At 46.7% G+C, this 26,992-nt stretch carries 29 protein-coding genes and 1 tRNA gene; 16 read left to right on the plus strand and 14 right to left on the minus strand.

Going from position 1 to position 26,992, the window contains the following annotated elements:
* The first annotated feature begins 75 nt into the window (after positions 1-75).
* Positions 76-1,668 (plus strand): bacteriohemerythrin, encoded by a 1,593-nt coding sequence (locus tag OCU60_RS06205; protein ID WP_074373745.1) that lies wholly within the window; start codon positions 76-78, stop codon positions 1,666-1,668.
* Between the two features lie 124 nt (positions 1,669-1,792).
* On the opposite strand, the gene OCU60_RS06210 is transcribed toward OCU60_RS06205, so the two are convergent.
* The 4 genes from OCU60_RS06210 to gap all read right to left on the minus strand — a co-directional run bounded on the left by OCU60_RS06210 (position 1,793) and on the right by gap (position 5,216).
* Positions 1,793-2,158, minus strand: coding sequence for a hypothetical protein (locus OCU60_RS06210; RefSeq protein ID WP_074373746.1), 366 nt, complete (start codon positions 2,156-2,158; stop codon positions 1,793-1,795).
* Between the two features lie 110 nt (positions 2,159-2,268).
* Positions 2,269-3,099 (minus strand): 23S rRNA (guanine(745)-N(1))-methyltransferase, encoded by an 831-nt coding sequence (gene rlmA / locus OCU60_RS06215; protein WP_074373747.1) that lies wholly within the window; start codon positions 3,097-3,099, stop codon positions 2,269-2,271.
* Positions 3,100-3,217: 118 nt separating this feature from the next.
* Entirely contained in the window at positions 3,218-4,105 is an 888-nt protein-coding gene (locus OCU60_RS06220) for a D-hexose-6-phosphate mutarotase (protein WP_074373748.1), read from the minus strand.
* 115 nt (positions 4,106-4,220) lie between these two features.
* Entirely contained in the window at positions 4,221-5,216 is a 996-nt protein-coding gene (gene gap / locus OCU60_RS06225) for a type I glyceraldehyde-3-phosphate dehydrogenase (RefSeq protein ID WP_074373749.1), read from the minus strand.
* Between the two features lie 339 nt (positions 5,217-5,555).
* Here gap and msrB point away from each other — a divergent pair, with 339 nt between their 5' ends.
* Positions 5,556-5,954 carry a peptide-methionine (R)-S-oxide reductase MsrB gene (msrB, locus tag OCU60_RS06230; RefSeq protein WP_235862197.1) on the plus strand — a complete coding sequence of 133 codons (399 nt, stop codon included), beginning with the start codon at positions 5,556-5,558 and terminating at the stop codon, positions 5,952-5,954.
* A gap of 42 nt (positions 5,955-5,996) precedes the next feature.
* On the opposite strand, the gene OCU60_RS06235 is transcribed toward msrB, so the two are convergent.
* Positions 5,997-6,821 (minus strand): DUF2989 domain-containing protein, encoded by an 825-nt coding sequence (locus OCU60_RS06235; RefSeq protein ID WP_074373958.1) that lies wholly within the window; start codon positions 6,819-6,821, stop codon positions 5,997-5,999.
* 111 nt (positions 6,822-6,932) lie between these two features.
* On the opposite strand from OCU60_RS06235, the gene OCU60_RS06240 reads away from it, so the two are divergent.
* Positions 6,933-7,226 carry a YeaC family protein gene (locus tag OCU60_RS06240; protein WP_074373751.1) on the plus strand — a complete coding sequence of 98 codons (294 nt, stop codon included), beginning with the start codon at positions 6,933-6,935 and terminating at the stop codon, positions 7,224-7,226.
* 167 nt (positions 7,227-7,393) lie between these two features.
* On the opposite strand, the gene ansA is transcribed toward OCU60_RS06240, so the two are convergent.
* From ansA to purU, 3 genes are all read right to left on the minus strand, one after another.
* Entirely contained in the window at positions 7,394-8,407 is a 1,014-nt protein-coding gene (ansA, locus tag OCU60_RS06245; protein WP_074373752.1) for an asparaginase, read from the minus strand.
* Between the two features lie 121 nt (positions 8,408-8,528).
* Complete coding sequence (gene sppA, locus OCU60_RS06250) at positions 8,529-10,397, minus strand: signal peptide peptidase SppA (RefSeq protein ID WP_074373753.1); 1,869 nt, start codon at positions 10,395-10,397, stop codon at positions 8,529-8,531.
* Between the two features lie 269 nt (positions 10,398-10,666).
* Positions 10,667-11,500, minus strand: a complete 834-nt coding sequence (purU, locus tag OCU60_RS06255; protein ID WP_074373754.1) for a formyltetrahydrofolate deformylase — start codon at positions 11,498-11,500, stop codon at positions 10,667-10,669.
* Positions 11,501-11,707: 207 nt separating this feature from the next.
* Here purU and OCU60_RS06260 point away from each other — a divergent pair, with 207 nt between their 5' ends.
* From OCU60_RS06260 to rnd, 8 genes are all read left to right on the plus strand, one after another.
* On the plus strand, positions 11,708-11,911 hold the full coding sequence (locus tag OCU60_RS06260; RefSeq protein ID WP_021020027.1) for a hypothetical protein: 204 nt from the start codon (positions 11,708-11,710) through the stop codon (positions 11,909-11,911).
* A 103-nt stretch (positions 11,912-12,014) separates the two neighbouring features.
* Positions 12,015-13,970 (plus strand): ATP-dependent DNA helicase, encoded by a 1,956-nt coding sequence (locus OCU60_RS06265; protein ID WP_074373755.1) that lies wholly within the window; start codon positions 12,015-12,017, stop codon positions 13,968-13,970.
* Entirely contained in the window at positions 13,971-14,672 is a 702-nt protein-coding gene (gene tsaB / locus OCU60_RS06270) for a tRNA (adenosine(37)-N6)-threonylcarbamoyltransferase complex dimerization subunit type 1 TsaB (RefSeq protein WP_074373756.1), read from the plus strand.
* A gap of 86 nt (positions 14,673-14,758) precedes the next feature.
* A complete protein-coding gene (locus OCU60_RS06275) occupies positions 14,759-15,067 on the plus strand; it encodes a chromosome partitioning protein ParA (protein WP_074373757.1) in 309 nt (102 codons plus the stop codon).
* A gap of 15 nt (positions 15,068-15,082) precedes the next feature.
* On the plus strand, positions 15,083-15,652 hold the full coding sequence (locus tag OCU60_RS06280; protein ID WP_074373758.1) for a Slp family lipoprotein: 570 nt from the start codon (positions 15,083-15,085) through the stop codon (positions 15,650-15,652).
* Positions 15,653-15,658: 6 nt separating this feature from the next.
* Entirely contained in the window at positions 15,659-16,537 is an 879-nt protein-coding gene (locus tag OCU60_RS06285) for an alpha/beta fold hydrolase (RefSeq protein ID WP_074373759.1), read from the plus strand.
* A gap of 95 nt (positions 16,538-16,632) precedes the next feature.
* Positions 16,633-18,324: a long-chain-fatty-acid--CoA ligase FadD gene (gene fadD, locus OCU60_RS06290; protein WP_074373760.1), complete on the plus strand. Its 1,692-nt coding sequence runs from the start codon at positions 16,633-16,635 to the stop codon at positions 18,322-18,324.
* A gap of 124 nt (positions 18,325-18,448) precedes the next feature.
* The gene (rnd, locus tag OCU60_RS06295) at positions 18,449-19,573 is read left to right on the plus strand and encodes a ribonuclease D (RefSeq protein WP_074373761.1); all 1,125 of its coding nucleotides are present in this window, start codon (positions 18,449-18,451) and stop codon (positions 19,571-19,573) included.
* Between the two features lie 140 nt (positions 19,574-19,713).
* Here the strand turns inward: rnd and minE are convergent, their stop codons facing one another.
* The 3 genes from minE to minC are packed head-to-tail and all read right to left on the minus strand — an operon-like array spanning position 19,714 to position 21,501.
* Positions 19,714-19,977, minus strand: coding sequence for a cell division topological specificity factor MinE (minE, locus tag OCU60_RS06300; protein ID WP_059120437.1), 264 nt, complete (start codon positions 19,975-19,977; stop codon positions 19,714-19,716).
* 6 nt (positions 19,978-19,983) lie between these two features.
* Positions 19,984-20,796, minus strand: coding sequence for a septum site-determining protein MinD (gene minD / locus OCU60_RS06305; RefSeq protein ID WP_074373762.1), 813 nt, complete (start codon positions 20,794-20,796; stop codon positions 19,984-19,986).
* Positions 20,797-20,838: 42 nt separating this feature from the next.
* A complete protein-coding gene (gene minC, locus OCU60_RS06310; protein WP_074373763.1) occupies positions 20,839-21,501 on the minus strand; it encodes a septum site-determining protein MinC in 663 nt (220 codons plus the stop codon).
* Between the two features lie 201 nt (positions 21,502-21,702).
* On the opposite strand from minC, the gene OCU60_RS06315 reads away from it, so the two are divergent.
* Both OCU60_RS06315 and OCU60_RS06320 read left to right on the plus strand, forming a co-directional pair.
* Positions 21,703-21,984 (plus strand): YcgL domain-containing protein, encoded by a 282-nt coding sequence (locus OCU60_RS06315; protein ID WP_074373764.1) that lies wholly within the window; start codon positions 21,703-21,705, stop codon positions 21,982-21,984.
* Between the two features lie 30 nt (positions 21,985-22,014).
* A complete protein-coding gene (locus tag OCU60_RS06320; protein WP_074373765.1) occupies positions 22,015-23,022 on the plus strand; it encodes a lytic murein transglycosylase in 1,008 nt (335 codons plus the stop codon).
* Positions 23,023-23,165: 143 nt separating this feature from the next.
* On the opposite strand, the gene folD is transcribed toward OCU60_RS06320, so the two are convergent.
* Positions 23,166-24,026 carry a bifunctional methylenetetrahydrofolate dehydrogenase/methenyltetrahydrofolate cyclohydrolase FolD gene (folD, locus tag OCU60_RS06325; protein WP_074373766.1) on the minus strand — a complete coding sequence of 287 codons (861 nt, stop codon included), beginning with the start codon at positions 24,024-24,026 and terminating at the stop codon, positions 23,166-23,168.
* 212 nt (positions 24,027-24,238) lie between these two features.
* Here folD and OCU60_RS06330 point away from each other — a divergent pair.
* The 3 genes from OCU60_RS06330 (at position 24,239) to OCU60_RS06340 (ending at position 25,423) form a co-directional block, all read left to right on the plus strand.
* Positions 24,239-24,315, plus strand: a tRNA-Arg gene (locus OCU60_RS06330).
* 190 nt (positions 24,316-24,505) lie between these two features.
* A complete protein-coding gene (locus tag OCU60_RS06335) occupies positions 24,506-24,973 on the plus strand; it encodes a GNAT family N-acetyltransferase (protein ID WP_083602712.1) in 468 nt (155 codons plus the stop codon).
* Positions 24,974-25,054: 81 nt separating this feature from the next.
* Positions 25,055-25,423: a VOC family protein gene (locus OCU60_RS06340; RefSeq protein WP_074373768.1), complete on the plus strand. Its 369-nt coding sequence runs from the start codon at positions 25,055-25,057 to the stop codon at positions 25,421-25,423.
* Between the two features lie 196 nt (positions 25,424-25,619).
* Here OCU60_RS06340 and OCU60_RS06345 read toward each other — a convergent pair whose 3' ends face one another.
* Together OCU60_RS06345 and OCU60_RS06350 are read right to left on the minus strand one after the other, a co-directional pair.
* The gene (locus OCU60_RS06345) at positions 25,620-25,961 is read right to left on the minus strand and encodes a carboxymuconolactone decarboxylase family protein (RefSeq protein ID WP_074373770.1); all 342 of its coding nucleotides are present in this window, start codon (positions 25,959-25,961) and stop codon (positions 25,620-25,622) included.
* Between the two features lie 32 nt (positions 25,962-25,993).
* On the minus strand, positions 25,994-26,974 hold the full coding sequence (locus OCU60_RS06350; protein WP_074373959.1) for an SLAC1 anion channel family protein: 981 nt from the start codon (positions 26,972-26,974) through the stop codon (positions 25,994-25,996).
* Between the last annotated feature and the right edge of the window lie 18 nt (positions 26,975-26,992).

Raw genomic sequence — 26,992 nt, forward strand, 5'->3', positions numbered from 1 at the left:
GTCGTATCGTACAGTCACTTGGGGAAATCAAAAAATCAATATAACAATAGAGTATTACCCCCTTGAGAGTTTTTTATGAATGATAACAACGTAAAGAAATTGAGTCAGTTGAGCGCGCGACAATGGAATCTCATCCTATTTATTCTGCAATTGCCTTTCTTGGCCTATTTTATTTCACAGCAACTATGGTGGTGGAGCGGCGGGCAAATCTTGTTCAGTGCCGTTGTATTTCTGACGTTACAGTCATTTCATCGTTTACTGACGATAACCCAGAGTGCTGCGATTGAGCTGTCTGAAGGTGACTTGCGGGTCAGAATTAAAACTGAGCGCGAAGGTGCGCATCCGCTTTATCGTTCTTTCAATCGAATTGGTGAAGATGTTTCAAGAACGGTTGGGGCACTAGGCGCGACCTCTGCTGCATTGCTCAATGTTGCTGAATCGGTAAAAAAAGATTCACAAGTGTCGAAAACCGGCGCTTTACAGCAAAGGAATGATATTGAACAGGCGGCAGAAATCGTCGGGCATCTGGTTGAGACGACCCGGCAAGTTGCTCACTTTACCGAGATTTCGTCCGGTTATGCCAATGAAGCAAAAATACAGGCTGATGAAGGCTGTCGCGGGATGGCACAACTGGAACATGCATTACAGACAGCCAGTGAGCAGATTGAAACATCGCATCAGCATATTAACACGCTGGAATCGGAGAGTGTCAGTATTGGTCAGGTGATCGGCACCATTAGTGAGATCGCGGAGCAGACCAACTTGCTGGCATTGAATGCAGCGATAGAAGCCGCCCGGGCTGGGGAGCAAGGACGTGGCTTTGCCGTTGTTGCCGATGAAGTTCGGACTCTCGCAACACGAACGCAAACGGCAACCCATGATATTCATGTGCGGATCGAGGCATTGCGTACCAGTATTAATACGGTGGTCGAAGCGATGGCGAGGAACAGTGAATGTATGCATGAGTCCATGGGGGTTGTCGAGCAGACCAGCCAATCTTTCTCGCAGTTGTTAGAGAAGATCGCAGATATTAAAGGGCAAAGTCGTCAAATCACGACTTCTCTGGATGAGCAGGTCAATGCGACGGTGGATTTAGAACACTGTTTGTCGGAAATCTCTGTCGTGGCAAAAGAGAACGTCAGAGCAACACAAGAAACATTGATGGCGAGTGTCACGGTGCAAAATATATCCGGTGAAATCAATTCACTCTTGCACCGCTTTGCCACTGATAGTCGCCAACTAGAAACTGAAGATAAGCAAAGAAATAAGTTAATCGAGTGGGGGCCATCGCTTGATTTAAATATTAAGGAAATTAACCGACAGCATCAGACGTTAGTCCACCTGATTAATGAGCTGAATCATTTATTGAATAATGGTTATGGACTGCCTTCGATTAAACGGGTTGTACAAAGCTTGATCGATTATACAGCGAATCACTTTCAGTATGAGGAAACGCTGTTTGAACAGTTCGGCTATGTGAATGAGCATGAGCACGTCGGGGCTCACCATCGTTTAGTCGATCAGGTGCTTGATTTCCAAAAGCGCGTCGAAAATGGCGAAAACATCGGCATGGAGCTGATGTCGTTCCTTGAAGATTGGTTAACGTTACATATTCAGAAAGAAGATAAACAATACGTTGAATGTTTTCGTGAGCATGGCGTGAATTGAAGCGAGGGGCCGCTCGGGGTCCCTGACAAAATGGCAGATGTGATAAAAATATCCCTTCAGAGACGGATCATCTGAAGGGAGGAAAAAAGAAAGCAGTTTTTAACGGTTCAGACATGATGGCTGATCAAACGATTGCTAACAGAATACTGCCAACTGTTGCCGCTGCGGAAAGATATTGCCCCGCAGAGTATGAGCCGTCGTCTTCCTCTTCTAATGTTTTAGGATGTTCCATTCCCAGAGCACCATAAGTAAACGATTCGACTTTATCACCCACACTTTTATCTTCAGCGGCTTTGTTTTCTTGGTCGATTTCTTTCAGCGCGGCAAGTAAAGCTTTCCCTTCGTCGGATAAAATGACTTTGTTCTGCTCAACTTTTGTCGCTTCATCGGTTTTATTTGGCGCACCCTGAGATGTCGGTGCAATTTGTTTTGCTTTAACCGACTGAGGTGAATACAAAGTTGTAGATCCTGTTGCTTTTACTGGGTCCATAACATTCTCCTGCCCATCTCCTTATATGTTAACGGAGGTTGAAGGAAAAACTTGAGTCATTTTTTCTCAAAATTCTTCCTGTACATAAAACAGCAAGAAATATGCCCGAATTAGTGTGGTGTTGATACTTTTCGATAAACCCGTAGCGTAAAGTCTGCTTCGCAGTGAAAGGTGTCTTGTTGTGGTAATGCTGTTTTGACTGCGTCACTGGCACGCCAGGCAAAAGGGGTCATTTGAAGTAAGTTGAATGCGTCTGTGCCACTCATCTGCATTGGGTAATGTAACTGTTCTTCATGCACCGGGACAAATCCTGCAATCGATTCTGCTTGTGGGTCATGCAGGCGAACATCTTGATAAATCAGTGCTTTTAACTGATACAGATGACGTGCCGCTGGCGTGACGGTCACCACAATGCCGTCGGCTTTCAGGCAACGTTGTAGCTCTTCTGATTTGCATGGTGCGTAGATACGCAAGATGGCATCGATACTTTGTGCGGCAAAAGGTAGTCGATGACTTGATGCAATACAAAACTGACAATTGGGGTAGCGTTTGGCAGCATAGCGAATTGCGGGCTTGGATATATCCAGACCGTAGACCTTCAAATCGGGGCTGTCCGTGTGTAGGATTTGCGCAACATGCGTGGTGTAGTAGCCTTCACCGCAGCCAATATCCAACAGTAACGCGGCGGGCTGTGACATAAACTGTGCGCAGAGCTGAGCGGCTTTATCACGCATGGCAGTATAGTAACCCTGTTCCAGAAAATGACGTCTGGCTTGCATCATCGCTTTGTTGTCACCGGGATCTTTGGAGCGTTTATGCTGAACGGGCATGAGATTAACATACCCTTCTTTGGCAATATCAAACTGATGGCGGTTCATACAACGGAATGTACCGGATTCTTGCTGAAGCGGAGCGTCACACAATGGACATTGATAAGACATAATCAGCCTTGTATTTCGTATCGATTGGAGGCGGGCAGTGTATCGGGTTCCGCCACAAATAAAAAGCGCTTGTCAGGCTGATCGTCATGTAAAGAGACAAGCGCTCACGACAGACGGGTTAATCCGTAGCGGAGAGGTGCGTTGTCAATTGATGTTGTTCGCCCGGCTGCAAAGTAATCCCGGTAGAAATACAGGGGGCATGAACGGTGGATTCAATACACAGCATGGTTTGATAGCCTTCGTCGTTCATATCTGCCATTGACTGGGCGCCCTGTGACCAGGGATTCCATAGGACTGCACAATTGTGGCCTGTGTTTTCAACCTGAATTGTCCGTTTCAGCACCGGGTCGTGCAAGTGAATCTGTGGTGCCGGCTTGGTGTAAATACGGTCAATGGTGTCAGTCAGTTGTAATTCGTCATCGCCCTGACACACCTGATTATTTTGCAGGCTATCAATATATTCGTTGCCCATTCCCGTTGTGGTGGTCTGCCGGATATCTCCGACATTCAAATAGGTATGGAGTGCCCCGGAGAAGTGCCAGGCTCTGTCGTCTTCGTTGGTTATTTCCAGTGTGACTTCAAGTGTGTCGCTAATGGCAACGTGCAACTTGAGGCTGAATTGATATGGCCAGATTGACAGTGTTTCAGAATTGGCTGTCAGGCCGAGGGTCACGATGACACCCGCTTCACTTTCGCGGTGTTCAACCAGTGTCCACTCTTGGGTGCGGGCAAAACCGTGGGACGGTGAACCAATTCGGGCAAACCAAGGCCAGCAAACAGGAATGCCACCACGCAAAGGGGTTGTACCATCAAATTTGGCGCTGTCACTCATCCAGATTAAATCGGCTTTGCCGCTTGGTTGAAAGGAAATTACATGTCCACCGTATAAAGCAATGCCAGCGGTTGCCTTCTCGTGTATGACACGCACGATTTTCGTGTTCTCTTGTTCGACGATTGAGACACAGTTAGAAAGATTGGTCAGGGTGGGTAAAGCATGTAAGTCCATTTTTTCATCCTCGCATTTTGGTGTCATCCAGAGATTGGGGTCAACATGTGATCGGTCTGAAAATATAAAAGGCGGCTGAAAGCCGCCTTTTGAACAAGTTCAGATTGAATCTGGATTACTTAGAGATATGAGCAATCAGATCAAGAACTTTGTTTGAGTAACCGATTTCGTTGTCGTACCAAGATACAACTTTAACGAATTTGTCAGTCAGTGCAATACCAGCTTTAGCATCGAATACTGAAGTACAAGTTTCACCGTTGAAGTCTTGAGATACAACTGCATCTTCAGTGTAACCCAGTATACCTTTCAGTTCGCCTTCAGACGCTTCTTTCATTGCTTTACAAATGTCTGCGTAAGAAGCACCGTTTACAAGGTTAACGGTCAGATCAACGACAGAAACGTTTGTTGTTGGTACGCGGAAAGCCATACCAGTCAGTTTGCCGTTGACTTCAGGAAGTACAACGCCAACTGCTTTTGCTGCACCAGTTGATGATGGGATGATGTTCTGAGAAGCACCACGGCCACCACGCCAGTCTTTTGAAGAAGGACCGTCAACAGTTTTCTGAGTTGCAGTTGTTGCGTGAACTGTTGTCATCAGACCTGATTCGATACCAAATTTGTCGTTCAGCACTTTAGCGACAGGTGCCAGACAGTTTGTTGTACAAGATGCGTTAGAAACGATGTCTTGGCCAGCGTAAGTGTCGAAGTTAACACCATTAACGAACATTGGTGTCGCGTCTTTAGAAGGACCAGTCAAAACAACTTTTTTCGCACCAGCAGTGATGTGCTTACGTGCTGTTTCGTCAGTCAGGAAGATGCCGGTTGCTTCAGCAACAACGTCAACACCGATTGCATCCCATTTCAGATCTTCCGGGTTACGCTCTGCTGTAACACGTACAGTCTTACCGTTAACGATCAGGTTGCCGCCTTCAACTTCTACAGTTCCGTTGAAACGACCATGAGTTGAATCGTATTTTAACATGTATGCCATGTAATCTACGTCGATCAGATCGTTAATACCAACAACTTCGATGTCGTTACGCTCTTGTGCTGCACGGAAAACAAAACGGCCGATACGGCCAAAACCGTTAATACCTACTTTGATAGTCATTGTAGTTGCTCCACAATTTAATTTCTTGATGAAAGATACTGGTAGTAAAATTACAGAAACCGATTCGTCTCTGCAACCGATAATCCTACTTTAATTGTTTAAAATCAAAAAAGTGAATCTTTCTTTCTTACGGTTACATTTATTCTACAATCTGATCTCTGTCAGTCACCAGTTGATCTAGAATACCGAAGCATCCATGGCATTCTAAAAAATCTCAACGAATGATGTTAAGGTGTTGAAGTATGTGCTACAACACCGTGAGTGTGCAAGTTTTTCATGAAAAAAACATGATAAAACCGAGCAGGTAAAAGTAAAGTTCCTAAGATGAGTTGTGAGGATATGAAACAGGTTAATAAATCAGAATCAGAGTGGCGTCAAGTGCTTACAGATGAGCAATTTCGTGTTTGTCGCCAGCAGGGTACCGAGATGCCGTTCTCGGGGAAGCTACTGCATAATAAAGAGACCGGAATTTATACTTGCACTTGTTGTCAGACCCCGTTGTTTTCCTCTGCGAGTCAGTATGATTCTGGATGTGGCTGGCCAAGTTTTGATGCCCCGATCAGTGCCAATGCAGTTCGATATTTACAGGATGATAGTCATGGGATGAGCCGGATTGAAATTCGCTGCGCTGCTTGTGATAGTCATCTCGGCCATGTTTTCAATGATGGCCCGCAAACGACCGGTGAACGTTACTGTGTCAATTCGGTGTCGTTAATTTTCAACAAAAATGATCAATAGTAAGGATTTTCTGATCATTTTTGTATGATTTGTACAAAATGGCTATTTTTTAAACTCAGGCATCATAGATGAGTGATATTCTTGCTTTTCTACAGCATCAATAATCATATCGGCGACATTATCTAACGCACTGAATTTTTCATCACTGAAGCCGTACATCAGCTGTATATTTTGGGGGGATGCAATCGGTACACCGAAGTGTTTGCCGACCATTGCCCAAATGTAAGAGACTTCTTGATGGTGAAGCAGTTGATTCAAACTGGCTAAGGATTCAAAAATGCTGGTATTGAGTGAATCCGGATCAGAGAGTTCCAGTGCATGATTGAGTAGTTTGATGGTTTTTTCTCTGTCTCTGTCGATGTAAAACGTCGCCAGCGCATATTGCAGTGCCGCTGTTTCCATCTCGGGTTTGCCTTCCAACTGTAAAAATTGCCGGCGAGCTTGTGTATCACCCGCCTGACTCCATAAAAAATAGAGTGAAGAGGGGGTATTAAATTCCATAAGCTCTTTTTCCAGGCGTTCCATATTCTTCCCGGAATTGAGTAATGCATTGAAGCGTCTTCTCTTGAGACCGGCTTGATCAATCGGTTGAATCTGAGCGGCAACGCTCAGACATTTTCTATATTGCTGCGTGAGCTGATACTCAGTAATTTTATTGAGGTCAGTGGGATTTTTGGAGACTTCGAAACGATGCCAGATGAGATCGGTTCTGGTGATACGGCATTGCCCGTCATTAATGTTCAGTTCTTCACAAAGAAGCTCGGGGTGATCCAGACAGAGTTTGTCTGTGTTTCTCGTATTTTCAAAGCAACCGTTCAACAAGAGAACAGTGATAGCAAGACTAATATACTTTATTGGTTGCTGCATATAACGATAGCCTGTGATCATATACAATTATTTCTACGACATATCTTGACGTTAGCGGCTGAAACTTCATTATGTTGAATTGTTCGTACAACTAACCATCCGGGATATGCAATGGATACTCAACAACTCATTGATGTGATTACACCTGAGGCTTACCAGCGTTTACTTTATGCTGTTGAAACGGGTAAGTGGCCTGAAGGTACGATACTTTCTGCACAACAGCGAGACTCATGTATTCAGGCTGTGATGTTGTACCAATCTAAGCATAATGCACAGCCGGAACATATGACAGTTGCCGCAGGCGGAGAAGTTTGTCTCAAATCGAAGTCTGAGTTGAAAAAACAGTTCCAGACAGCGCAGGCAGAAGAAGATATTTTGCGGGTCAATCCTAATCAAGCTGAGTGATCAATCTGCTGATGAACAGAGGTGAGTGCTGAAGTGGCACTCCCAGTGTTGGCCGGGAGTGCATCACGGATGACGATTAAGGAGACTTTCTGAATTGGATATTAAAATAGGTGGTTACCCGTAAAACCGTTTGTTTTGGCAAGTTTGTTTTGGCAAACAGTGCTGTTTTACAGGCTCATTTCTCCCCGCAGAACTTTTTGCATCTCTGATTTGACGGTTTCGTAGTCAAGCCCTTTACTCAAAAGATAATGTAGTTTTGCCAGTGCCGCTTCCGGTGTCATGTCGAACCCGCTGATAACCCCGGCTTCCGCCAATGCACTGCCGGTTGCATAACCGCCCATATTGACTTTACCGGCAAGACATTGAGTGAGGTTAACTACAATAACCCCCCGTTCTGAAGCCGCTTTGAGTTGTGCGAGCAACTCTCGATTCTGTGGTGCATTGCCGACACCGAAGGTCAGAAGAATCATAGCGTTCACGGGTTGCAGTAATGTATTGCGGATCACCTCATGGGAGATGCCCGGATACATGGTGATCACCCCGATGGGTTGTGGCGTAATATCACTGACCTGAAAGGGGCCATGGGGCTGTTTGCCGACGGTCACATGACTACTCACTGAGATATTGATACCCGCTTCCAGAAGTGGCGATAAGTTCGGTGAAGTAAATGCGTTAAAGCCGTCTGCATGTGACTTCGTGCTGCGGTTTCCTCTCATCAGTTGGTTGTTGAAAAACAGCGTGACTTCATTGATGGGATAGTTTGCAGCGATGTGCAGCGCGTTGAGCAAGTTGGCTTGTCCATCAGAACGCAGTTCGGCCAATGGAATTTGCGAGCCAGTGACAATGACCGGTTTACCCAAGTTTTCTAGCATGAACGACAGCGCTGAAGCGGTATAAGCCATTGTGTCCGTGCCATGTAGAATGACAAAGCCGTCATATTGATCGTAGTTGTTGCGAATATCACCAGCGATGAGTTGCCAGTCTTCAGGCGTCATATCTGATGAATCGATCAGCGGATCGTATTCGTGAATGGTGTATTCAGGCATTTCCGGACGATGAAACTCGGGCATCCCCGCGAGTTGCTTTTCCATAAAACCAGCCACCGGAACATAACCGTGTGATGATTTTTGCATCCCAATCGTGCCGCCCGTGTAGGCAATATAGATATGTTTTCTTGCCATGACTGAAATTTACTCTTCTATCAGGTTAGGGAGTGCGATTATAGCGGAATCATACGTAATAAAAAGGGCGACACTGTCGCCCTTGATCACGTTTAATGCTTTATTAGACCCCGTAAATGCTTTATTCGACCTCGCAATTGAGACAGAATGCATACTGTCCTTTGGGGTCGTTCAACTGGTTGAGTAGCGTTGCATCACTGAGTATTTTCTGGGTTGTGGAACGCAGGCTCTCGGGAAGGAGTGCTGTAACATCCAGCCCCAGCGATACCCGGGCTTCCGAAAATAGCCCGATCAGTAATTTCTGCATGGTTGACATCGGTTCTTCCAGCCAGTTGAGTTGATAGTCATCCACTTTGGCAAGTTTGGCCGCCAGAGCAACCGCATCATCAAAATCACCCATTTTATCGACCAAACCGAATTTGAGCGCATCCTGACCCGTCCAGACGTGGCCTTGTGCTACTTTATCGACGTCTTGCAACGACAGGTTGCGATGCTCTGCAACCAACGAAATAAAGCGCTGGTATCCGTGTTCGATGGTTAACTGCAATGCCTGTTTGGAACCGTCAGACAGCCCGGTGGTGATCCCCTGACCGGAAAATGGTGTTGTTCCCACACCATCGGTAGACACACCGATACGATCCAGACTGTGCTCAAAGGTGGTCAGCACACTGAATATGCCAATTGAACCGGTGAGCGTCGTGGGCTGCGCCACAATTTGGTCAGCACTGGTTGATAGCCAGTATCCGCCTGACGCGGCGAGGCTGGACATCGAGACCACAACCGGTTTGCCTGAGGCTTTCAGCGCATCAATTTCGCTACGGATAACTTCAGAAGCGGAGGCACTGCCTCCGGGGCTGTCAACCCGTAACACGACCGCTTTAATATGTGGGTCATTGCGAGCTTCTCTCAGCAGGACACTGATATTCTCTGAGCCAATCGCTTCACTGCGAGGTTGATTGCCATCCATGATGGTTCCTGCCGCGACAATTACAGCGATTTCGTTGTTCGCAGTCAGGCTTGGTTTCAACTGTGAGTCGAGAGAGTCGAGATAGTCGTAGTAACCAATCGAACGATAACCGTCTTGACCATCACTACCAAACGTATCGGTCAGTTCCGCACGCATTTGTGGCCGGGATACCAGTTCATCAACCAGACCAAGATCGAGTGACAGTTTGGCAATGTCACCGTGAACACGCTTCAGTTGTGTCAGAAAATCATCCATCGATAAGCGTAGCTTTTCTGGCGTGATGTTTCTGTTGGCTGCAACGTCGGTCAGATAGGCATCCCAGAGCTGTTGTAGCCAGCGCTTGTTCGATGTTTTTGCTGCATCCGACATATCATTACGCATAAACGGTTCTACCGCAGATTTGTAAGTGCCGACGCGGAAGATATGGGTGGTGACATCGAGTTTGTCCAGTAGATTTTTGTAATATAAACCGTAAGCACTATAGCCTTTCAGCATCACCAGCCCGTCGGGAGACATTAAAATTTTGTCAGCGTAACTGGCCAGATAATACTGGCTTTGGGTGTACAGATTGCCGACCGCAAACACCGGTTTGCCACTGGCTTTAAATTCATTAATCGCTTTTGCGATATAACGTAACTTCGTCAGATTCGTCTCCGACATCTCTCCGAGTGAGAGTACCAGCCCTGAAATCTGTTCATCATCTTTGGCATGACGAATGGTATCGACGATATCAAATAGAATGTTGTCTTTCGGCAGCGAGTCACCGAGGAGTGACGTCGCAACTGAATCAACGGATTGAGCATAAGTGGCTTGTTCACGAATCGGGCCGGATAAATTCAGAACCAGTGCCGAAGGCTGATGAATCTGAATGTTTGTTTCCTCTGGTGCTGATTGCGTATACAGGATGTAAATAACGGCAATCGTGAACAGAAACAACAGGTTCGTGACGAGAAGGCGGAACAGGGTGATCGTTTTCCAGATAAACCGAAAGATCATACCGATGGCTTTTAGTATTGTTTTCATAATCGCTTTAACATCGTGGCTGATTAGGCACCAGGGGTTGATAAACCCGATGGTACACGGTGTATGGTGATATGATCCTACGTGATAACCCAGAGAGGGACAACTATTCAATGATGGGACAAGTTGATGATGGTGTGCGGGAAATCAGGTGCGGGGAATCAGTGCGGTTGATTGGGTGGGGTCAGCGATCGCGCTTTCAGGTCAGACAATGTTGCTATCCAATCCCCCAACAAACACCAGTCCGTTGGGGTGAATGATTGGCTTGGCGTTTACAGAATGACGGTTTTATTGCCGTAGACAAACACTTTGTCGTTTAACACATTTGCCAGCGCTTTGCTCAAGACATTCTTTTCGACATCACGCCCTGCTTGTGCCATATCCTGAGCGCTGAATGTGTGATCGACAGGAATAACATCTTGTTTGATGATCGGCCCTTCATCGAGATCATTCGTGACGAAGTGAGCGGTCGCACCGATGATTTTGACACCCCGTTCATAGGCTTGCTGATAAGGCTTAGCACCAATGAATGCCGGCAGGAAACTGTGGTGAATATTGATAATACGGTGATGGTATTTTTCAACAAAAGATGGGGTCAGAACACGCATATATTTTGCCAGCACAATATAATCCGGCTGATACTGCTCGACGACTTCCTGCATTTTCTGTTCATGTTCCTGACGATTGAGACCTTCATGAGAAACACAGTGATAAGGGATATCAAATCGTTCCGTCAGCGTTTGTAATTTATCGTAGTTGCCGATGACTGCTGCAATATCGACATCGAGACTGCCGTCGTAGCTTTTGATCAGAATATCGCCCAGACAGTGTGCCTCTTTGGTGACCAGAATCACGATTTTCTTGCGTGAAGAACCGATCAATTGATATTTGGCCCTTTCGGGGAGGGCTTGATCTAAATCAGCCTTCAGGGTTGCGTCGTTAAAATAGCCTTCCAGCTCGGTGCGCATAAAAAAATGGCCGCTGGTATTATCGACATATTCATTGTTGTGAATGATATTGAGCTGATGCTTGTAACAGATATTGGTAACTTTGGCGATCAAGCCTGGTTTATCAGTGCAATGTGTGAGGAGCGTTTTCTTTTCCATCAATGATGACTTCCGATGATTTTTTTGAATGAAAAAACTATTTCAGAGTACCCAAAACGGTGATGAGTTCCACAATACTGCGGCTATAATTAATCTATTCTCAATAGAGTTTCAACCCAATAACAAAAGTAATTTTCCTCGGCTTACTTCGTTGGTCTTTATTTCGGACAATCATTGTGTATCACATTTTTCATGAAGGTGGTGTTTATGGATAAGGAATTACTGGCTCGTAAATTGTATGTTGAGCGTGTCCACGAGTTAATCGGAACACATGAAATCGATGAGATCGTCCTGAATGCAATGTGGGAAAGTAAAGCCTCTCCTGCGGATGCTGCCAGAGTGATGCTGGAGCAGCCGACCAACGTACTGGAAGCTGCCTCTTGGTTACAACGATATCTGAACCGTAAATAACGCCTTCATCGCGTGTTTGGCAGCGTGAATCGTCAGAGAAAGGTTCGCGCTGCTTCATCAAACCTGACATAATCGCACATCATATTTTAAAATCCTCTATGCGATGATCGAACAGACTTTTTCAGCCCATGGTGCTTTAGGGAAAGCCATCCCCGGATTTCAGCCACGTCAGGCCCAACTCGATATGGGCAGAGCGATTGAATCCGCTATCCGTAATCAGTCACAACTGGTGGTTGAAGCAGGAACGGGAACCGGGAAAACATTTGCCTATTTAGTGCCAGCGTTGATGAGCGGTAAGAAAGTGGTCATCAGCACGGGCTCGAAAAACCTGCAAGAGCAGTTATTCCATCGTGATTTACCCCTGATTGTCAAAGCACTCGAATTCTTCGGCCAGATAGCCTTACTCAAAGGGCGTGCGAATTATTTATGTCTGGAACGTCTCAACCGACAGATGATTGAGAGTCACGGCAATGAAACGGATTCGCAGCATTTTGCACAGTTGTTCCAGATCCGTCGCTGGGCGTCGGAGACTAAAACCGGCGACCTCGGTGAGTGTGAAACGTTACCGGAAGATAGCCTGATTATTCCGACTATTACATCCACCAATGACAATTGTCTGGGTAAAGACTGCCCGGATTTTCAGGATTGTTTTGTCTCGAAAGCGCGTCGAAAAGCGATGGATGCGGATATTGTGGTGGTGAATCATCACCTGTTTCTGGCTGATCTGGCGATTAAAGAGACTGGGTTTGGCGAGCTGATCCCGGAAGCCGAAGTGTTTATTTTTGATGAAGCCCATCAGCTACCGGATATCGCGAGTCAGTATTTCGGACAGTCGCTGAGCAGCCGCCAGATTCAGGAACTGGCGAAAGATATCGAAATTGGCTATCGCACCGAAGCGAAAGATATGCGTCAGTTGCAAAAAATCAGCGACAAGCTGGTTCAAACCGCGATGGATGTCAGAATGGCGTTGGGCGAGCCCGGTTATCGGGGCAACTGGCGCGAAGTCGTCCGCCAGCCCAAAATGACTCAGGCGATTGAACGTTTGACGGACAGCCTTGAATTTGCATTAGATGTCCTGAAACTCGTTCTGGGAAGAAGCCAACTGCTTGATACGGCTTTTGAGCGGACCAATACCATTCTGGCGCGTCTGAAACGTGTCTGTGATGTTTCAATTACCGGGTATTCTTACTGGTTTGATACCACCCCCCGTCATTTCGGTTTGCATATTACACCGCTTTCTGTCGCAGATAAGTTTCAGGAACAGATCAAATTGAAGCCGGGGACATGGATTTTTACCTCGGCAACCCTGGCGGTGAATCATGACTTTAGCCATTTCAGCCATCGTCTGGGGTTGATTCCTGAACAACAGTTTTCCCTGCCGAGCCCGTTTGATTATGAACAACAGGCGCGGCTGTGTGTCCCGCGTTATCTGCCCGAACCGAACTCACCGGGTATGGCCGACAAGTTGGTTACTATGCTGACGCCTGTTATCGAGCAGAATCAAGGGCGCTGTTTTTTCCTGTGTACGTCACATCAGATGATGCGGGATTTAGGCGAACGATTTCGCCAACGTCTCGAACTGCCGGTACTATTACAGGGCGAAACCAGCAAGCAGAAAACGCTCTCTGAGTTTATGTCGCTCGGGAATGCTTTGCTGGTTGCAACCGGTGCTTTCTGGGAAGGGATTGATGTTAGAGGCGATGCCCTGAGCTGTGTTATTATTGACAAATTACCGTTTACTGCACCGGATGACCCGTTGCTGAAAGCCAGAATTGAAGACTGTCGTCTGCAAGGCGGAGAACCATTTCAACAGGTTCAATTGCCCGAAGCGGTGATAACCCTAAAGCAAGGGGTGGGGCGGCTGATTCGCGATGCAAGCGATAAAGGGGCGCTGATCATTTGTGACAATCGGTTGGTGACCCGAGATTATGGCGGCGTGTTTCTTGCAAGTTTACCCCCGATCCCGCGCACCCGTGATTTAGAACAGATACGAATATTTCTCCGCGATATATCGGAGCCGTCTCACTCGGAAAGTGATGAAGTGAATACAGAGAGTTAAATGAGTCCAAGAATTCTTGCAATTGATACCTCAACAGAAAACTGTTCTGTTGCTTTGATGGTTGATAACCAATGTTTTGTCCGGCGTGACATTGCACCGCGGGACCATGCAAAAAAAATCCTGCCGATGGTTGATGACGTGTTACATGAAGCGAATATTCAACTGGCTGATTTAGATGCGTTGGCATTTGGCCGGGGCCCCGGCAGTTTTACCGGTGTCCGTATTTGTATCGGGATTGCTCAAGGACTGGCGTTTGGCGCCGGATTGCCGACGGTTCCTGTTTCGACGCTGGAAGCAATGGCGCAAGGAAGTTATCGTTTATACGGTATCAACCATGTGGCAACTGCCATTGATGCCCGGATGAGCGAAGTGTACTGGGGGCGTTTTACCCGTCAGGATAATGGCGCTTGGCAGATTGTGGATAATGAATGTGTGATCCCGCCTCAGACTCTGGCACAACAACTTGAGTCAGACTCAAATACATGGCGCTGTGCCGGAACGGGCTGGGCGGCTTATCATGAAGAACTTGCCCAATTACCGCTTCAGGTTGCATCGGGTGATGTGCTTTATCCCGATGCCGAAGATATTGTATTTTTAGCCAAGATTGCGTTTGAGAACGGTAAAACGGTACCGGCAGAAGAAGCCAGCCCGATTTACTTACGTGATCAGGTCGCCTGGAAGAAAATTCCGGGTCGTGGATAGCAGCATTTCGCGAGCCGGATCGGTCAGCATGAACCAGCGGGCGGTGATGCGTCACCACCGATACACGAAGATAGGTGAGGAACATTATGGTTTCGATTCAGGGATTACCACCTTCGCGGATACCGGGAACGGGAAAGTCATCGAAGTCAGCAAAAGCAAAGCGGCAGGGTGATACTTCAGGTGCGGCCTCTGGCACGTATGAACCGACCCCCGTTGCCAATGCTGTCACGCACTCGATGCGTGCGATGAAAGAGACTGAGCGTTTTCAGGAAAACCTGCAATATGACTTACCGGAGGGGCGGGCACGTAAAGCTCTGGAAGAGTATTTTGGCGTGATGAATCAAGCCCGGCGAGAGGAACTTGCTCAGATGCTGGGAGTCGATATTTATATTTAAGATGAGGGAAACATAATGGCTCGGTATCATTTCTATCGTCGTATCAAAGGCATGGTAATCCCCTTTGCCTGTCTGGTGCTTAGCGCCTGTGCTTCACTGCCGAATGAGTTATCTGTACCTGATGGTGCGACAGTGATTCAAGATTATCAAACATTTGCAGCATTGCATGGGACTCAGGCACCCTACGTCCGGTTGGGAGGGGTGATTGCTGATATTAAGAACCTGCCGCAACGGACTCGGCTGGAAATGGTCAACTTGCCGATCGGCTCTGATGGTAAACCCGATATTCGGCAGGAGCCTCATGGACGCTTCATTGTTTATGTTAATCGATTCCTTGATCCGGTGACTTATGCAAAAGGCCGTTTACTGACGGTGCTTGGTAGCGCAATCGCGCCAGAAAAAAGTCAGGTTGGTGAATACCGGGCTGAATTTCCGGTCTTGTCGGCATCGGCTTACCATCTATGGCGGGTGACTGAGCGTATCGTTATTCATGAACCGGACTCATTTCTACATGATTGTGATCACTGGCGCTGTCGGGAGAGTTTCGGCTCGAAGACCGGTAAAGTGATACCTGAGGTCAAATGATTTTCTATGTTCGTACAACACACTTATTCTATTTTCGAACGGAACATTGCTGCGATTGAAACTGACAATCGTCAAACTGCAACATGTTCCGTCGTTTTCCTGCATGGCTGGCTGGATAACGCTGGTAGCTTTATGTCTGTGATGGACTTTCTCATGCATCAGATTTCCCCCCAGATTCATCTCTGTGCGATTGATTTACCGGGACACGGTCTGTCAAGCCATAAGTCGGATGACAACTTTTATGCATTTCATGACTATATCGATGACATTCATCAATTTTTAATGAAATTACCAGCGAAAAAAAAGGTTTTAGTTGGCCATTCACTTGGTGGAATGATTGCGAGTTGCTATAGTGCCGCCTTTCCTGAATATGTCGATGGACTTTTTTTGATTGAGAGCCTCGGACCTTTGACCGAACGAGCAGAACTGAGTGTACGGCGGTTACGCGATGGCGTAAAAAATCGCACCCGCATGCGACACAAATTTCGCAGAGCCTATGACCATTATGATGTGGCTCTACAAGTGCGGGCAGCACATTCGGAATTACCAAAAGCGCTCATTGAGCCGATTGTGGCGCGAGGTCTCGAAGTCCTAGACGGGCAGTGGGTGTGGCGTGCGGATCCGAAATTGTCTGCTCAGTCGTTATACCGAATGTCGAATGTGCATGCTGAAGCGATTCTGGCTGCAATTCGATCTCCCATGCAAGTCGTTTTAGGGAACAAAGGTTACCCATCTTTAAAATCATATTCCCCAGATTCGTTACCAGAGCAAATTGAGATTCAGCATGTAGAGGGCGGTCATCATTGTCACTTAGAACATCCTGATCACATTGGTCAGCTAATATCACAGTTTGTAATGAAAATCGATGAAACACCACTTTCTTGAATTAGAGTCTATACTTTAAAAAAATTAGAATTTAACAAATAATTAACACATATAATAAGGCAGGGCACTGACCTGCCAGCACGAGGAGTATCCCTGTGGAGCATCCATGGCTTGCACGTTACCCAAATGATGTGCCTGAAACTATTAATCCAGATGTTTATTCATCTCTGGTTGAGATGTTTGAACAGTCGATCACGAAATACGCTGATCAGCCTGCTTTTGTCAATATGGGAACGGTGATGACCTTCCGTAAGCTGGAAGAGCGTAGTCGCGCTTTTGCCGCTTATTTACAAAACGAGCTACAACTGAAAAAAGGCGATCGCGTTGCTCTGATGATGCCGAACCTGTTGCAATATCCGGTCGCGTTATTTGGTGTGTTGCGGGCTGGTTTGGTGGCGGTCAATGTCAATCCGTTGTATACGCCCCGAGAGCTGGAACACCAGCTCAATGATGCGGGTATCACCACGATTGTGATCGTCTCGAATTTTGCCGGAACCTTGCAGAAAATTGTGCAACGGACAGCGGTGAAACATGTCATTTTGACCAGTCTGGGGCAGATGTTACCGCGGGCAAAAGGTACCGTGGTCGACTTTGTCGTGAAATATATCAAAAAAATGGTACCACATTACCATTTACCCGATGCGGTTTCGATGCGCACAGCCTTGAAACGTGGTCGTCATATGCAGTACATCAAGCCTGTGATTGAAAGCGATGATACGGCTTTTTTACAGTACACCGGTGGAACCACGGGGATAGCCAAAGGTGCGATCCTTTCTCACCGGAACATGGTTGCCAACGTCTTACAGGCTAAAGCGGCTTATGGGCCGATTTTGACGGAAGGGCGTGAGCTGGTGGTGACTGCCTTGCCTCTGTACCATGTGTTTGCGCTGAGTGTGAACTGTTTGCTATTTGTTGAACTGGGCGGGCAAAATCTGCTGATTACCAATCCGAGAGATATTCCGGGATTTGTGAAAGAGTTGCAACGCTACCCTGTCACGGCAATTACAGGGGTGAATACGCTGTTTAATGCCTTGGTTCACAATGAATCGTTCCGTCATATGGATTTTTCACAGCTACATTTGTCTGTCGGTGGCGGAACGGCTGTCCAACGGGCGGTTGCCGATGAGTGGAAAAAAGTGACGGGTATACATCTGCTTGAAGGATATGGTTTAACGGAATGTTCACCTTTGGTGGCCGGTAACCCTTATGATTTGAGTGATTACAGTGGCGCGATTGGCTTGCCGGTACCATCGACGGATGTGCGGATTGTTGATGAACATGGTCAAGTCATTGGGTTTGATCAGACCGGTGAATTACAGGTTCGCGGACCACAGGTCATGCGTGGGTACTGGCAACGGGAAGATGCAACCCGAGAAGTGCTGACCGACGATGGTTGGTTATCGACCGGTGATATTGTTCGGATGGATGACCAAGGTATGTTATATATTGTCGATCGGAAAAAAGATATGATTCTGGTCTCTGGTTTTAACGTCTATCCAAATGAAATTGAAGATATTGTTTCCATGCATGATAAAGTGCTGGAAGCCGCAGCCATCGGGCAGCCACATGATGTCAGTGGTGAAGTGGTGAAATTGTTTGTCGTGAAGAAAGATACGTCGCTGACAAAAGAGGAAATCATTGCTCACTGTCGCCAATATCTGACCGGATATAAGATCCCAAAACTGATAGAATTCCGAGAAGAGCTGCCGAAAACTAATGTCGGTAAAATATTGCGCCGTGCATTGAAAGATGAAAATCAGGTGATGTTGAGTATGGAACAAGCCTAGTCATCTATGATTGAGACGTACGGGGAAATGCCGACATTGATGTCGGCATTTTTTTCTTGTTTCCTGTCACTGATTGTCAAATGATGGTCGGGTGCCTGACAATAAATGATAAAAGTGAGTAATTTTGAACTATCAAATGATTACCAGCTCAGATGAGCTTGAAGCGGTGTGCCGCAAAGCATTGCAGTGTCCGGTGGTGATGCTGGATACGGAATTTGTCCGGACCCGGACATTTCATGCCCAACTGGGATTAATCCAGCTTTATGACGGAGAATCCGTCGCGTTGATTGACCCGACAACCATTGAAGATATGACATCCTTCGTCAATCTGCTAAAGGCACCGCAGGTACTCAAAGTGCTTCATGCCGCCGGTGAAGATTTAGAAGTGTTCTACCATCAATTTGAGTGTGCACCGGCACCGTTTGTGGATACGCAGATTCTGGCAGCATTTATCGGGTATGGTCTGTCTACAGGCTTTGCCGCGCTGGTCGCGGATTTCACGGCGGTTGAGCTCGATAAAAGTGAATCCCGGACCGATTGGATGGCAAGGCCGTTGAGTCAGAAGCAATTGGACTATGCTGCTGCGGATGTTTTTTATCTGATGCCGGTTTATCGGCAATTATTTGAAAAAATTCAACAGAAAGGCTGGTGGGATGCTGCATTGGAAGAGTCCCGGCTACAGGTTGAAAAGCGGACCCGAAATTATCAGCCAGCAGATGCTTATCTCGATATCAAAGGGGCATGGCAACTGACACCGAAACAGCTGGCGATCTTAAAATGCCTCGCGACCTGGCGCTACGAAGAAGCCGTAAAGCGGAATTTGGCACTGAATTTTGTCATCAAAGAGCAAGACCTGTTGACCATTGCCCGGTTGGAATTAGTCAATTTCAAGCGGATGGAAGCGGAAGGTATTGATCCTCGCTCGGTGAAACGGCACGGTGCAAAAATCAGCCAACTGGTGAAGGAAGGGCAGGCAGTCAGCGAGTCTGATTACCCAGCGCGCATTATTCCTGTTTCAGATTATCCCGGATACAAACAGCTCTTCAAACAACTCAAAGATCAAGTCAATGTGCAGTCTGAAAAGCTGGGTTTATCACCGGAGTTTCTTGCTTCCCGGAAGCAGTTGAATCAATTACTGGGCTGGATATGGAAGACGCAGACCGACCCGCAATATGTACCGGATCTGATGCAGGGATGGCGGAAAGAAGCGCTGGGTGAGCGTTTATATGAGATGGTGTCTGCTTTGTAACCCGATGTCATCGGGTGAGGTGGTCATGCGCTCAAGGTAAATGGAAAGCAGCGGTACTTATCCTTTGCGTGACATGCCACGTGAATTCGCTATATAACCGGCGTCAGTTCCGGTTATATAGCGGACGGCGAGAACCGCGATTACTTCTCTTCTTCCGGCAATTTGACGTTCAATTCCAGTACGGACAGATCATCGCCTTTGTGTTCGAAAGTCAGTTCAACCATATCAGGATCAATGGCAACATATTTGGCGATCACTTTCAGAATATCTTCTTTCAACTGCGGCAGATAGTTTGGCGCCGGATCGTTCTGGCTCCGGCGTTCGGCAACGATAATCTGCAACCGTTCTTTCGCAAGACTCGCGGAGGTTTGCTTCTTCGGGCGGAAAAACTCCAGTAATGACATACGTTCTTAACCTCCAAATAATCGTTGAAAAATGCCTTTCTTCTGCTCGGACAGAAAACGGAATTCCAGTTCACTGCCTGTCAGGCGCTCGACCGCGTCATGATAAGCCTGTCCGGCATCTGACTGATCATCAAAAATCACCGGCACCCCTTTATTGGAAGCATTGAGCACCGCCTGACTTTCAGGAATGACACCCAGCAATTTAATGTGCAGAATCTCTTCAACATCTTCGACACTCAGCATTTCTCCCAGAGTCACTCGGGTGGGGTTGTAGCGGGTGAGTAAGAGGTGTTGTTTGATCGGTTCAAGACCTTGTTCGGCGCGACGTGATTTCGAATCGAGAATACCAAGAATTCGGTCAGAGTCGCGCACGGAAGAGACTTCCGGGTTGGTGGTGATAATGGCTTCATCAGCGAAGTAAAGTGCCATGAGTGCGCCTTGTTCTATCCCTGCCGGAGAGTCGCAGATAATAAAATCAAAGCCCATGCTGTCTAATTCATCAAACACGCGTCTGACACCATCATGCGTCAGCGCTTCTTTATCCCGGGTTTGAGAGGCAGGCAAAATAAAGAGATTGTCGGAGCGTTTATCTTTGATCAGCGCCTGATTGAGCGTTGCTTCGCCCTGAATGACATTCACGAAGTCATACACCACCCGGCGCTCGCACCCCATAATGAGGTCTAGGTTGCGTAAGCCGATGTCGAAATCGATGACTGCGGTTTTCATACCTTTGATTGCCAAACCTGAGGCAATTGCTGCACTCGATGTCGTTTTCCCAACACCGCCTTTACCTGATGTAACAACAATAATGCGTGCCATTTGTTTCCCTTAAATTTAACTTAAGTTTCCTTTGAGTAGGATTTAAATAGTGATTGGCTCAATGTGGAGCGTGCCGTCATGATAACTGAGCATCGCTTTTGTCTGCCAGTGTTCACTCGAAATTTGATCACTGAGCCAATAATTACCCGCGATAGAAATTAATTCAGCCTGTAAATCGTGACAAAATATTTTCGCTTGCTGTTGTCCGCTGGCTCCGGCAATGGCTCTGCCGCGTAAGCTACCGTAAATATGAATTGAACCATCGGCAATCACTTCTGCACCGGCGCTCACATGATTGAGAATGACTAAGTCAGAATTTTTCGCGTAGACCTGTTGGCCCGAACGAATCGGTGTGGTGATAGTCTTCGTCGGTGCGATGGCTGCGGGTGCCTGACTTGGGGACTTGCTGGCAGTGAGAACGGCCAAACCGGCTTCAGATGCAAGATTTTGCGTGCGTTTATCCCGGGCACCGGTGACACCGACAGGCACCATGCCGGTCTCATGAATTCCGAGTTTCAACTGGTGAAAATCAAGTTCACCTTCAACTTGGGCAATGTTGAGCACAATGGGGGCAGCGGTGAAAAATGCCGGCGCCTGAGTCACTTTTTCTTTCAAAAACTCGACGGACTTTGAGATTTCACTGTCCGCAATATGTAACACGGAGAGTGTAAAACTACTACCTTTAAGATCAGGTGTGATTGACATAGGTAATTTGGGCCTCAACTCATAAAACACTGTAGAAAGGGCATTGCCTGAAAGTAGGGCTGTCATGTTATAGTCACAGCTCAAACTCAGCAAGATATCTTACTTTTAATTGACGCTTTTAACCTCAAAACTAGGTTAACTTTATGTGTTGGGATCGTAAGTCTTGACATACTGGTCGGGAAATATACAAAAGGCACACTAATGCTTTGTTCTATTTATAAAAGTCCTAAAAAAGAAGGCACCTATTTATATGTTGAGAAAAAAGACGATTTCTCGCAAGTTCCGGAAACACTGTTACAGATGTTCGGACGACCGGTTTTAGTGATGACGATGAGTCTGGCAGGCAAGACGCTGGCAAGCGTTGATATTGAAAAAGTGCAAGTCGCGCTCAAAGATGACGGTTTTTTCTTACAGTTACCACCGCCACCGGAAAATTTATTAGAAAGCTATAAAGCAAGGAAAGCCGCTCGACAGCAGCAGTAGCGAATACTTATCAGGATGAGAGGAGATAAAATGAAAAAATTATGGTCAGTTGGATTGGGATTGATTCTGAGTTGTCCCCTCTATGTCAATGCAGAAAGCATCGCCAATACACAGCGTTTCGAACAGTATGTCGATGACCTCAAACAACAAGCACAGCAGGAAGGGATTAGCCAAGCAACCATTCAAGCGGCTTTTGCAAACGTCACATACCGTCCCAGAGCGATTGTTGCCGATAACAATCAACCGGAGAAAAAGCTCACCTTAGACGAATATATTCCTCGCGCGGTGCCGGACTGGAAAGTCGCGAAGGCGAAAAAACTCTATCAGGAACACTATGATGAGCTGGTGAGAATCGGCAAACAGTATGGTGTGCAACCCCGATATATCGTTGCCCTGTGGGGCGTAGAGAGTAACTTTGGTTCACTCACCGGTGGATACAACGTTGTCGATGCTTTGGCAACATTAGCCTATGACGGGCGTCGTGAACGTTTCTTCCGCAACGAAATGATGGCCGCCCTGAAAATCCTTGAACAGCGCCATATCACACCACAGGCGATGAAAGGTTCATGGGCTGGGGCGATGGGGCAATGCCAGTTCATGCCGAGTTCTTTCCTTGCCTTTGCTGCCGATGGTAACGGTGATGGGAAAAAAGATATCTGGGGGACAAAAGCGGATGTGTTCGCATCAACGGCGAATTATCTGAGTCAGTCCGGTTGGAATGAACACATGATTTGGGGACGTCAGGTACATTTACCGCGTGGATTCGATATGCGTCTGAGTGGCCGGGGTAAAGGTCAGGGGCAAATGCTTCATCAGTGGAGCGAGCTGGGCGTGACTCGTTATGATGGTAGCCCGCTGCCGAAACTGAAACAAGATATCGAAGCTTGGCTAATCGCGCCTGATGATGAACAGGGTCGCGTCTATCTGGTGTATAACAACTATAACGTGCTGATGAAGTGGAACCGCTCTTATTATTTTGCGCTTGCGGTCAGCCACCTTGCCGATCGAATTATTATGAATGAACCGACCCGTAAATAAAAGGTTACCAGTAATGATTACCAGTAGCTAAAAGTTATCGGTCAAAGTAAAAAAAGGCGCCTTCACAGCGCCTTTTTTACATCTGTCATACGCGTAAAATCAGCATCACCTATCATGATGATACTGGCGCGTTTCATGCCTGATTAAGCATCGGTGTGGAACTGTTCACAAGCGAGCATGGTATTCTCAATCAGTGTTGCGACGGTCATCGGCCCGACACCACCCGGAACCGGCGTGATATAGTTGGCCTTCTCCTTGGCAACGTGATACTCGACATCACCCACTAATTTGCCGTCATCCATGCGATTGATACCCACATCAATCACCACGGCGCCTTTTTTGATCCACTCACCGGGAATAAAATGCGGTTTACCGACAGCGACGACCAGAATTTCTGCCTGACGCACGAATTGTTCCAGATCTTTGGTAAAGCGGTGACATGTCGTGGTTGTACAACCAGCCAGTAGTAATTCGAGGGTCATCGGGCGACCGACAATATTAGATGCACCGACGACAACCGCATGTTTGCCGCGTGGGTCAATGTTGTAGCGTTCAAGCAGGGTCATGATCCCTTTTGGTGTACATGAACGGAGTGTCGGAATTCGTTGTGCAAGACGGCCGACATTATAAGGGTGGAAACCATCGACATCTTTATCCGGCAGAATTCTTTCCAGAACCTGCGTTGCATCAAGACCGGCAGGAAGGGGAAGCTGCACCAAAATGCCATCAATACTCGGGTCTGCATTGAGCTGATCAACTAACTCAAGTAAGGCTTGTTGGGTGGTATTGGCGGGTAAATCGAACGATTTTGAAATAAAGCCGACTTCTTCACAAGCCCGACGTTTACTCCCGACATAGACATGGGAAGCTGGATCTTCCCCGACAAGAACCACGGCAAGTCCCGGTGCTCGAAGTCCGGCATCGGTTCTTGCTTTCACCCGTGCAGAAACTTCAGCACGAACGGTTTTGGAAATTAGGGTTCCATCAATATTTTGAGCAGTCATGGCTTACCTTCATGAATCGCGAAACAAAAGAATAGCAAAATTTTTGCGCGCATTGTCGCAGATATTTTGCAGAACATCTATAAGCAAACGTTTGCTTCTGGTCTGTTTTCTGAGTCTTTTCCCAAGCTGGTAATTTTTTAGCCATTTAAAACATTCAATTAGAGAAACTCATTGATTTACTCAGATGAACTCGTATAATTCCCACCCGTAACGCGCCCTTAGCTCAGTAGGATAGAGCACGTGCCTTCTAAGCATGTGGTCGCAGGTTCGAATCCTGCAGGGCGCGCCAGTTATTTGAGAAGGCCCCGATGATACTCGTATCGTCGGGGCCTTTTTCTTTGGCTGATTTTCTTTGGCCGGATCGTTGAAAACAAGTTTGCACACAGGGTAATGTAGTTCAAAGGACGTCAAGTGTTCAAACCAGTGATGCAGATGCTGTCGACGCGTATTTGCCGAATACAATGAGATCAACGGAAATGATGACAATTCGAACCGCCGAAATAACAGATTTAAATGCGTTGTTGGTTTTAAGTGAGCAAATTGGGAGGCTACACTTTGAAAATGCACCGCTCACATTTAAACAACCTTCAGCCGCGGATAAACCATTCTGGCTGAGTCTGTTAAATGATGAATCAACGCTTTTTTTGCTGGCAGAGTCAGAAAATCTGGTTGTCGGCTTTCTGACTGCGACCATCACGATCAATGACACGATTCCATTTATCGTCAGTTGTCCGATCTGTCGGGTTGGAACCATCGTCGTTGATGAGGCACATCGTGCTGCCGGTATCGGTACACAATTGATGGATGCTTGTGCACAGTGGGCAACATCACAAGGTGCCGCGCAAATCAGACTGGAGGTTATGGCCTTTAATCAATCTGCGCAGCAGTTTTATCAGCAACTCGGCTTTCAAGACCAATCGCATATCATGTGTCGTTATCTCGACTGACCCAATGCGAGAGCTCCCTCGGTTGCCGGACGTTACTCTCTAAGCGTGTTCGCTGAACACAAGGAAGACAGGAGATATATTTTGATTAGTCATATTGATCATATCGTTTTGACGGTTTCGGATATTGAACGGTCGGTCGCGTTCTATCAACGTGTGTTACACATGGAAGAAGTCACGTTTGCCAATGGGCGCAAGGCCGTTAAATTTGGTTGTCAAAAAATCAATTTTCAAATCTTAGGCCAAGAAACGAGAAACGCAGCACAGGTTGGTTCTGGTGATTTATGTTTAATCTCGGACTGGCCTCTGGGTGATGTCGTCAACCACTTAGCCAGTGAAAATATTGAAATTGTAGAGGGGCCGGTAGAAAAATCAGGGGCGAGTGGACCGATTCAATCTGTTTATTTCTTGGACCCGGATTCAAACTTGATTGAGGTGAGTGTGTATGCGTGATTCCGGCTCCAAAATATGACGTACAGTCAGTTTTTCGGTTTCAGAGGTTCAAAGATATCGGTGTTCTGTGCGCCGGTTCCTCTTGCAAAGATGCAAGAGGAACCGGAACGTCCAGCTTGGTCGCCTTGGTCATTGCCTCTGAGCGTCTGGATGCTGGGGCGAATCATGTCAGGTTTATTTAAAGCTGGAACAATTTTTATGGGTAAAACTCGTCCACGGCAGCGAGAGCTTGTGTTCCATAAATAACGGCAGGGCCACCTCCCATCAAAATAGCGACATTAATGGTCTCAACAAGCTCTTCTCTGTTGGCGCCTGCTTTTACCGCGGCTTCAACGTGGGAACCGATACAGCCATCACAGCGAACATTGATAGCAATAGCAACAGCAATCAGTTCTTTATACTTGGTTTCCATTGCACCGGGCGCAAAAGCCGCTTTGTGAAGGCTTAAGAAAGCGTTAAGCGTATCAGGGCTCTCTTTTCTAAAAGCGGAACCCAATTTGCGCTGTTGCTGATTAATATCTGTATAATTTTTATTCATAATTTTACCTCACTGATCTCTTTGAATTTTATTTACTCAGGCTTGCATATTTCGCCGGCCTTTATTGCTTTGAGTGTATGAAACGAAAGCCACAGAATTAGCAGTGTCAAACATCCTATTAGTGCCATACCAATGTAGAAGCATGTTGATGACTGAGTTAATTCTGCGTATCTGAATAGGGCGACGTTGAAGGCAGCTACCGGGAATGAAAACGCCCATGAAGAAAGATAAAACTCGCTTTTTCGAAATTGATTTATATTGAGCACGAGCAAAATAGCGGTGAATAGTGCAACAGAGATGAGTATTCTGGAAAAACCAGTCAATTCTGGTACCAGTGTACTATAGGAGGCAAACCCAATAGATGGTGGCGCTAACAATATAAACAGCATAGGTTTAAAACGTGCTGGTAACGTTTCATGGAAAATCAAACGGTTGGTAATGATGGTTAATAGAACCATCCAGAAAACAATACCAACGCCGAAAAAGAACCAGCTTATCTCAATAAAGCCCAGCTTAGCGCCTGTAATCGGAGCAATGATGTTACCGACAACCGGGATAAACCAACTCGGGTTAGCGTGCTCTAGTCGGTAGTGATCGTGGTGTATCCAGCTATGCATAACCAATAAAGTTAACGATAACTGAACGATTGCTCCAATACCCCATAAAAAACAGGAAAGTGATTCAAATCTGTGCCAAACGACGGAAAGAAGTAATAGGCTGATCGAGAAAGCGGCAAAGAAATTAATCTTGATTGGGTGTTTCGTTTCTGCAATGACCGCATTTGGAAACTGAATGAGTTTCATCAAATAAAGGCTACTTACAAGTATCATGACAATACTTGCTAAAGCACTACTCAATGTTGTCACCGCAGGAAAGGACATCCCCAGAGCCTTTTGCCATGCGATTGAAAACCCGCTTAGCCCCATCACGATAGAGAACATTGAAATAGGGAAATGTATTAATCGGCTTTCTTTCTTCGCAGAGGATGGTTGGTTTATGGATAAGTCTTTCATATCAAACCCTTTCATTTG

Origin of the sequence: Vibrio spartinae (assembly GCF_024347135.1) — a bacterium.
In the GTDB taxonomy this organism is placed as follows: domain Bacteria; phylum Pseudomonadota; class Gammaproteobacteria; order Enterobacterales; family Vibrionaceae; genus Vibrio; species Vibrio spartinae.